This window comes from Microcystis sp. M_QC_C_20170808_M9Col, assembly GCF_007095495.1.
Lineage (GTDB): Bacteria > Cyanobacteriota > Cyanobacteriia > Cyanobacteriales > Microcystaceae > Microcystis > Microcystis aeruginosa.
Window position 1 is genome coordinate 1 of the sequence record NZ_SFBZ01000216.1, and the last position, 7,733, is coordinate 7,733.

At 41.6% G+C, this 7,733-nt stretch carries 11 protein-coding genes, 1 tRNA gene and 1 pseudogene; 3 read left to right on the plus strand and 10 right to left on the minus strand.

Going from position 1 to position 7,733, the window contains the following annotated elements; translation table 11 throughout:
* Positions 1-295: 295 nt before the first annotated feature.
* From EWV68_RS12685 to EWV68_RS12715, 7 genes are all read right to left on the minus strand, one after another.
* Positions 296-439, minus strand: a complete 144-nt coding sequence (locus EWV68_RS12685) for a hypothetical protein (protein ID WP_287169983.1) — start codon at positions 437-439, stop codon at positions 296-298.
* A gap of 81 nt (positions 440-520) precedes the next feature.
* Positions 521-1,570: a Rieske 2Fe-2S domain-containing protein gene (locus tag EWV68_RS12690; protein WP_287169984.1), complete on the minus strand. Its 1,050-nt coding sequence runs from the start codon at positions 1,568-1,570 to the stop codon at positions 521-523.
* An 80-nt stretch (positions 1,571-1,650) separates the two neighbouring features.
* Positions 1,651-1,724, minus strand: a tRNA-Val gene (locus EWV68_RS12695).
* A 46-nt stretch (positions 1,725-1,770) separates the two neighbouring features.
* On the minus strand, positions 1,771-2,670 hold the full coding sequence (speB, locus tag EWV68_RS12700; RefSeq protein ID WP_287169986.1) for an agmatinase: 900 nt from the start codon (positions 2,668-2,670) through the stop codon (positions 1,771-1,773).
* Between the two features lie 380 nt (positions 2,671-3,050).
* Complete coding sequence (locus tag EWV68_RS12705) at positions 3,051-3,401, minus strand: HepT-like ribonuclease domain-containing protein (protein WP_287169988.1); 351 nt, start codon at positions 3,399-3,401, stop codon at positions 3,051-3,053.
* On the minus strand, positions 3,391-3,681 hold the full coding sequence (locus EWV68_RS12710) for a nucleotidyltransferase family protein (protein ID WP_002757283.1): 291 nt from the start codon (positions 3,679-3,681) through the stop codon (positions 3,391-3,393). The genes EWV68_RS12705 and EWV68_RS12710 overlap by 11 nt, the downstream gene beginning before the upstream one ends.
* 145 nt (positions 3,682-3,826) lie before the next feature.
* Entirely contained in the window at positions 3,827-4,315 is a 489-nt protein-coding gene (locus tag EWV68_RS12715; protein WP_061430712.1) for a helix-turn-helix domain-containing protein, read from the minus strand.
* Between the two features lie 157 nt (positions 4,316-4,472).
* Here EWV68_RS12715 and EWV68_RS12720 point away from each other — a divergent pair, with 157 nt between their 5' ends.
* Positions 4,473-5,123, plus strand: a complete 651-nt coding sequence (locus EWV68_RS12720; protein WP_287169989.1) for a PEP-CTERM sorting domain-containing protein — start codon at positions 4,473-4,475, stop codon at positions 5,121-5,123.
* A 402-nt stretch (positions 5,124-5,525) separates the two neighbouring features.
* Here the strand turns inward: EWV68_RS12720 and EWV68_RS12725 are convergent, their stop codons facing one another.
* Positions 5,526-5,921: a type II toxin-antitoxin system VapC family toxin gene (locus EWV68_RS12725; protein ID WP_287169990.1), complete on the minus strand. Its 396-nt coding sequence runs from the start codon at positions 5,919-5,921 to the stop codon at positions 5,526-5,528.
* Positions 5,918-6,163, minus strand: coding sequence for a type II toxin-antitoxin system Phd/YefM family antitoxin (locus EWV68_RS12730; protein WP_008201147.1), 246 nt, complete (start codon positions 6,161-6,163; stop codon positions 5,918-5,920). Before EWV68_RS12730 ends, EWV68_RS12725 begins: the two co-directional genes overlap by 4 nt.
* A 56-nt stretch (positions 6,164-6,219) precedes the next feature.
* On the opposite strand from EWV68_RS12730, the gene EWV68_RS12735 reads away from it, so the two are divergent.
* Together EWV68_RS12735 and EWV68_RS12740 are read left to right on the plus strand one after the other, a co-directional pair.
* Complete coding sequence (locus tag EWV68_RS12735) at positions 6,220-6,483, plus strand: DUF433 domain-containing protein (RefSeq protein ID WP_287169991.1); 264 nt, start codon at positions 6,220-6,222, stop codon at positions 6,481-6,483.
* Positions 6,467-6,793, plus strand: a complete 327-nt coding sequence (locus EWV68_RS12740) for a DUF5615 family PIN-like protein (RefSeq protein WP_002757286.1) — start codon at positions 6,467-6,469, stop codon at positions 6,791-6,793. Before EWV68_RS12735 ends, EWV68_RS12740 begins: the two co-directional genes overlap by 17 nt.
* Before the next feature lie 32 nt (positions 6,794-6,825).
* On the opposite strand, the pseudogene speB (EWV68_RS12745) reads toward EWV68_RS12740, so the two are convergent.
* Positions 6,826-7,440, minus strand: a pseudogene (gene speB / locus EWV68_RS12745) (agmatinase); the annotation flags it as partial.
* Positions 7,441-7,733: the final 293 nt, after the last annotated feature.

Here is a 7,733-nt window from a genome sequence, read left to right on the forward strand (position 1 = left end):
CTTCGATTTTTGCCAATTGTTTTCAATCTAGAACGAGCTAATCAATTAAGTCCCTTGCCAGATAAGGATTTAGCCGATTTCTGCCCCCTGATCGAACCATACCAAGTAACGAAGAACCATAGACAGGGATGGATCATAAGTAGTCGTGCAAAATTAATTTCCTAGTGAAGATAGGCAAGAGGCAAGAGGCAAGAGGCAAGAGCGGGGTTAGATATGTGTAATTAATTTTGCCTAGGTACTTATTTGCTAAAAAGGAGATCAAGTCAAAAAAAGAACCCTTGGCAACCTCTCAAAATTACCCGATGATATTATCAAAATTAGCCACAGCAAGAGGATTTAATGGCGAGACTTGTGGCCATAGTTTAGGACAATGATTAGACTTAGAGAAAGCCTTAGATTTATGAAAGGTTTCCCCGATTTGTACCCAGTAAGAGGACATCAGAAATTCTCTTAATCCCTCCTAAAGCAGAGGTTATCACCTTTTGTCAAAGGGGAAGTCCAGTCATAAAATGATCAAATTCTAACTGCGCCACCGTAAAATTTGTGCTTTAATGGGGTTGACAAAATTCCGTTTTTCTGCTTGAGATTTTTCGTATTCTTGCTTGAGGCGATAATACCATTTGGCCTGGGTATCGGCATCATCAATTAACATCAAAGCTGGATGATAACTAAGTCCTTCCTGTTGTTTAATCACCACATCGCGATCCTGTTTGAGGAATTGTAGAGTTAAATAACGCAAAAGAGGGGTTAAAAATGCCAACCAAGGGATCGTATAGTATAAACTTTGATGGACTTCGCAGTGATTTTCATCGATGGGAGTAATTGCCGTAAAAGCACAGGCCAAATACCGATCACCTCGTAGTATTTCTGTACGCACCGAGGGCAATTCAAAAACAATTTCAATCGATACTTTATTACCCAAAATTTTATAGGGTTTCGCACTTACGGGCATATCATAGGGAGCAAGACGAAAACCGAGGGGAACAGGTTCGTATTGTTTTTCTTTGACCCGAAATTTGCGTGGACCGCTGCGCCACCACCAAGAAGTATGAACGTAGGGACCGTGGGCCGGATCCATCAATCCCACCACTGCATGGTCAATATTGCAGTCAAAAGTGATAGTTTCGGCTATTTTGGGGGTAAGTTTGCCAAAATCGGCAATAGTCGGCACAGGGGGCAGATTTTCTCGATTAATTTCTCTTTTTGAGTCTGCCGGAATAAACACCCAGATATGACCTTGTATTTCGCGACAGGGATAACTGGTGACACAAATTCTGCTAATATCAAGGCGATCGCGTTCCGTTAATGAGGGGATTTCAGAACAAACTCCATCGCTAGTATTAAATTTCCAGCCATGATAGCAACAGTACACCCCATCCCCTTCAATCCAGCCATGGTGCAGCGGAATGCCACGATGGGGGCAAATATCCCGCAATGCGAACACTTCTCCATCCTGTCTCCTGCCAACAACAATCGGTTCACCTAGCATTTTTTTGGCCATTAGCTGACCGGGTTTCAGTTTATTTGCCGGTGTGGCCACATACCAAAAGTCGCGCAGTAAGCTAGTCATAGGATTTGTCTGGAGAGCTTCGATCGTTCATCCTATCATCAGAAATGAAGATTATGACCAAGACTAGGGCAGATAATTTATGGACGTAACTGGATTCGAACCAGTGACCCCATCGATGTCAACGATGTACTCTAACCAACTGAGCTATACGTCCGCACGAATTGTTATTATAACACGATTGCTCCTAATTAGGCAAGCCCCTAAACAGTAAATTGATAGCCAATTAACTTATAAATTAACTTGGCAGTGGTAAATTCCGAGACCACCGAATCACTAATCGGGGCCAATTCCATCACATCGCAGCCAATCACTTGATGGGTTTGGAAAAGACGACGGAGAAAGCCTAGGGTTTGATGCCAACTTAACCCCCCCGGTTCAGGTGTTCCCACCCCCGGAATTAAAGCGGGATCAATGCCATCCACGTCTAGGGTTAAAAATACCTTCTCGGTGGTAATTTTGGCGATCGCTTTTTCGATCCAATTCGGATCACCGGCGATATCTCGATCCCAAATCACGGGAATCTGCTGTTTAGCGATTAATTCCGCTTCTTCTCGACAAATAGCCCGAATTCCCACGGGTAAGGTCGGTAAACCCATTTCTAACACCCGACGCATCACACAGGCGTGGTTATGGTGCGATCCTTCGTACTCAAAACGCATATCGCCATGGGCATCAATTTGAACCACCGTAAAAGGGTCAGATAAAGCCTGTCGATAAGCTTGTACTACTCCCGTGGTGATAGCGTGTTCACCCCCGACGGCGACGACAAATTTATCATCGGCAATTAAACGCGAAACTGTAGCTGTGGTGACGGCTAACATCTCCTCGGCGGACAATTGCGGTTGTTGACGGGTATCTGCGATCGCATCATGGGTATAGATGCCCACTTCTAAACAGGTTTCCCTCTTAAGTTCCTCATCATAGGCTTCCAATTGTTGGGAAGCGGTAATCACCGCCGCCGGTCCAGTTTCACAACCCTTGCGATAGGTGGTGGTGGCCTCGTAGGGAATCGGCAGGATCACGGCCTTAGCTGTGGCGTAAGATGCGATCGCTTCACTCCCTAAAAATTGTTCGCTACCGGTGGCGCAAGACAATAACATGGGCAAGTCACAGAAAATTTTAGTCCAATCTTCTATTATAAATATTTTGACTATTTTTGTCTATCTCAACTGACCCCAGACATATATACTACAATAGCCAAAACCCCTTATCTATCAATAGATACATCCCTTAACTTTTCTTGGTGTACCCGTGTTTATTGTAATATTTCTCAATGGACAGGGAGCGAGCATATTTGCTGAAACCGAGTTAGATTTATGGGGGGTTTCCTTGATTTCTACCAGGGAAGAGGGCATCAGAAATTCTCTTAATTCCTTCCAAGGCACAGGTTATGGCCTTTTGTCAAGAACGTCAGTTAAATTGCTTTTTTTATATAACTCATTCCCCCTTAATTGAATAAGTTGAGGGGGAATTTTATAGATTAATTTTCGGCTTCATTTTCTAAAATTTCCTGTAATTGTGAACGCAATGGAGTTAGATTATTTTCAATCGTCCGCCAAGCAATTGCCAATTCTACCCGAAAATATTCATGAAAAATGACATTTCGCATATCTCCCATTAAACGCCAAGTAATTTGAGAATAACGCAATTGTATCTCACTAGGAATATTTCTAGATGCCTCACCAATAATTCCTAAATTATAAAGAACTGCTTTAAGAGTCACTCGATTTGAGCTAAAATCTTCAAAGGTCATATTAGCCGTCCATTCCAAGATTTCATCAATGGATTCAATAATATCTTGAAGACGAAGTTGCCAATCTCTAAAAGGCATTAATCACATCCTTTAATACAGGTTGTCGTAAATGTTCTTTTAAAGAATCTTGAGTACCTAAATCAACAGAACATCCTAATATATCTTCTAAGTAAAGTCGTACCTCGATAAACTCAAATAACCCTACCGCTTTACTAAATTCTACCAATAAATCTACATCACTGTCAAAACGTGCTTCATCCCTTGCTACTGAACCAAATAGAGACAGAGATTTTACCCCTAGTTTTTCTAATTGTTCTCGGTGTTTTGCGAGAATTGTTAGTACCTCATCTCGTTTCATGGCTATTTCCTGAAATCTGATTCCTTCATTGTAACCTTAATGGTTGTCTCGTTGATATTGGCTCTCATGATGAAGTTTATTAAAATAGAAATTATTATTGAACTTAGAAATGCTCTGCCAGTGCCAAATACCACCATTAATTAGGTTACTTAGGTTTTTTAAGTTGCTCTTTAACTAATTCTAAGGGAAGTTTTAATACTCTAGCAATTTGTTCTACGGTTAAGCCTTCTTTCATCAATTCTGTAGCGATTTCGAGTTTATATTTTTCAGCAAGATTAGATTTTTGTAATTGGTTTTCTGGTAGTTGATTACAGATATGACCTTTATTAATTTGGACACCGTTAACGACATTATTGTTAGCGACATTATAATAATATCTTCGCAGACTAGACCTGAGATTAGCTTTATTAACTTCTTCTCCTAAAATTTCCGATAAGGTTTTCCATAGCTTACCGGCTACATCCTTGACATATTTCTCGGAACGATGATGACTTTTAGCGATTTCTGTGTATTTTTGATGGTTAATCACCCCTTCTAAGATTTCAGACTGAACATCATCTAAATTCTCTCCTGTATAGGAGAAGATGAGATTATCAACAGTTGTAATTAAAGAGTGAATATCAAAATTGTTCATGGCATTGGTTTAACTATGGGATTAAGTCATAATTGCTTGACATTATAGCACAGAATGTAAATTTAGGTACTTTATACGACTTTATCTTACTTTTTAGTGCTTGAAAGTTAATCTTTAATGTCATAAGCTCTTAGAAACCTTAGCTTAAGCAAAAATAATGAAAATGAACAGAGTTAAAAGTTCTCTATTGAAATCGGGTTTATGTGTTTTCAGTTTTTCCATATCACTTCTTTGTCAAAAAACTCCTGTACTGTCTGCTACAGTATCAAGTTCTAGTTCAACACTTCAATCTGTAGGTATTGTAAATGACTTTGATAAGATTTCTGTAATATTAGATGGTATTTTAAAACTTTGGGGTATTGTTGCACCTGTTGGAAGACCTTTACAGCCAGAAGATTTTACAACAATTAAATCAGCCAGGTTGTTGATTGCGTGTGTAAATGGAATCTGTGATAAGGATGAATCTCAAAGTAATAGTCTAGTAAGCATTAATAAACGAACAGTAGAAAAAACAGGACAAGTTAGTTCAATAGCATCAATTAGTGGTGCTTTAACCCAAACTAGCATTGGAAAGAATCCGGCTTGTGTCGGAGATATGTTTGTTGATGGTCTCAGTCCCATTAAGTGTGAAAAAAATGTTAAGGCCGTTGGTAAACCTGGAGAGGTATTTGTAAAAAATGTAACCGCATCTGCCTTTGGTCTTGTTTATGATGGCAGGGGTGGAAGACTGCTTATGGACGGAGCAGAATCCATGGACGAAGTTTATAGATCTAGTGCGATCGCCGATCTTGTAGGGTGCGTTCCCTAAGGCAACTTCTACCGCTCCAGCGATCGATTTTTGGGGAACGCACCATGCCTATTGATTGAAGCTGTAAGAACGATTTCTGCAAAGGCTGTGAAATTGAAGGCTCTTGTGCAGGTCAGTGTCAAGTCACTTTGGAGTCTTCCAGAAATGACAGTCAATTAGTTGGAAAAATGTGCGAGTTAATGATTGCAACTACACAGAATTTGGTTGACGAATATCTAGAAGGCAGCTGAAATTCTGTGTTTATGACTAAGAACTAGCTGCCCAAAGCAAAGACACTTCATATTGATTAAATGTTGAATCCGCACTCACAAGTATCATAGGGAGCATCTCACTTACGCAATAAGTAATTATACTTAGCCTAAAAGCCACTCTTAATCGTGTCTTGGAACGAAATAGAGGCTTTTAAAGACTGCGTACATGGAGAATTAAAACAAGAATCTCATTGCAAAGGTGAGATGCTCCCAGTATCATATCTTCTACCTGAGCTTGTGCAATCAGCATTCGGTCAAAAGGATCACGATGATGTAAAGGCAATGCAGCCGCCCGCAAAGCATGAGAAGCATTGATCTCTAACGATCTAGCTCCTAGTTGAGTCATTCGAGTAGAGACATAATTATCTATTTGCTCTGGCAGTGGTAATTTACCGATTGAGACTTTAATTCCCATCTCCCAAACACTGGCAACAGAAAACCACACTTCATTGCTTTCGTTTGCAATTTGTTCAATTACATTCTCACTTAACTTGTCTGGTTGGGCAAACCACCACAGCCAGCATTGTGTATCCAGTAAAAGTCTCACTCCGCACCACCCTCAAATGCTACCAAAATATCTTCTGGTAAAGGAGCATTAAAATCATCTGGTACGGTAAACATCCCTCGATCTTGTCCTAAACTAGACCGTCGATCTAAAGATGTCCGAAATGGAACAAGTTTAGCAATTGGAATACCTCGGTTTGAAATAACGATTTCCTCTCCGAGTTCCACACGGGACAATAGCCGAGAAAGGTTTGTTTTAGCCTGATGAATGTTTACAGTTTCCATGCTCTTAAAAAACCAAATCTACAAACTAAGTTTAGTTTAAATGACTTTAGGATACAATGACTATAAAAGCTAGTAGCCAGTTGGATATATTTGTTATGGAATTAATATCCCGTGTTGTTCACAGTGATCCCGACATTCTAGGGGGAACCCCTGTTTTTGTAGGAACTCGTGTGCCGATGAGAACCCTACTTGATTATCTTGAGGCTGGTGATTCATTAGAGGTATTTCTAGACCATTTTCCCAGTGTCAGTCGAGAACAGGCGATCTCAGCCCTTGAATTAGCAAAGGAAATGTTGACAGCCTATGCGAATCCTGCTTGATGAATGCGCCCCACGCCCGTTAAAGCGTGAGCTTGCCGATTACGAGGTATGCACAGTTGTTGAGATGGGATGGTCAGGGAAAAAGAACGGTGAGTTGCTGAGGCTGATGAGTCAGGAGGGTTTCACGATTCTCCTCACTACAGATCAAAATTTGCGTTATCAGCAAAATTTACAGCAAACTGGAGTGGCAGTTATTGTTCTTGTAGCAACCAGCAACAAACTTTCTGACTTACTTCCCCTAATGCCAGATGCCTGTAGCGTATTAGATAAAGTCTCTCCAGGAGAAGTGATTGAAGTTGGAGGCTCCTGAAGGTTGTGTTGGCGAAAGCAGCATAACTCCGCATCCCTGGCGATATCTCGATCCCAAATTACGGGAATCTGCTGTTTAGCGATTAATTCCGCTTCTTCTCGACAAATAGCCCGAATTCCCACGGGTAAAGTCGGTAAACCCATTTCTAACACCCGACGCATCACACAGGCGTGGTTATGGTGCGATCCTTCGTACTCAAAACGCATATCGCCATGGGCATCAATTTGAACCACCGTAAAAGGTTCCGATAAAGCTTGTCGGTAAGCTTGTACTACTCCCGTAGTGATAGCGTGTTCACCCCCGACGGCGACGACAAACTTATCATCGGCAATTAAACGAGAAACTGTAGCTGTGGTGACGGCTAACATCTCCTCGGCGGACAATTGCGGTTGCTGACGGGTATCGGCGATCGCATCATGGGTATAGATGCCCACTTCTAAACAGGTTTCCCTCTTAAGTTCCTCGTCATAGGCTTCCAATTGTTGGGAAGCGGTAATCACCGCCGCCGGCCCGGTTTCACAACCCTTGCGATAGGTGGTGGTGGCCTCGTAGGGAATCGGCAGGATTACGGCCTTAGCTGTGGCGTAAGTGGCGATCGCTTCACTACCTAAAAACTGTTCGCTACCGGTGGCGCCAGACAATAACATGGGCAAATCACAGAAAATTTTAGTCCAATCTTCCATTATAAATACTTTGACTATTTTTGTCTATCTCAACTGACCCCAAACATATCTACTGCAATAGCAAAAAACCCTGATCCATCAATGAATACATCCCTCGATTTCTCGCTCAAGATTGGTTTGCTGCGGGCGATAATCTGGAAACCCACATTCCGCACCCTCAACTGTCACATAAGCTGTCCCCCTCCAGAGACTTGAGTAAAAATACTTAGCTGGTGAAGGTTTTCTCGGTGGCCGTTAGGGGGAGCTTGAGACCCCTA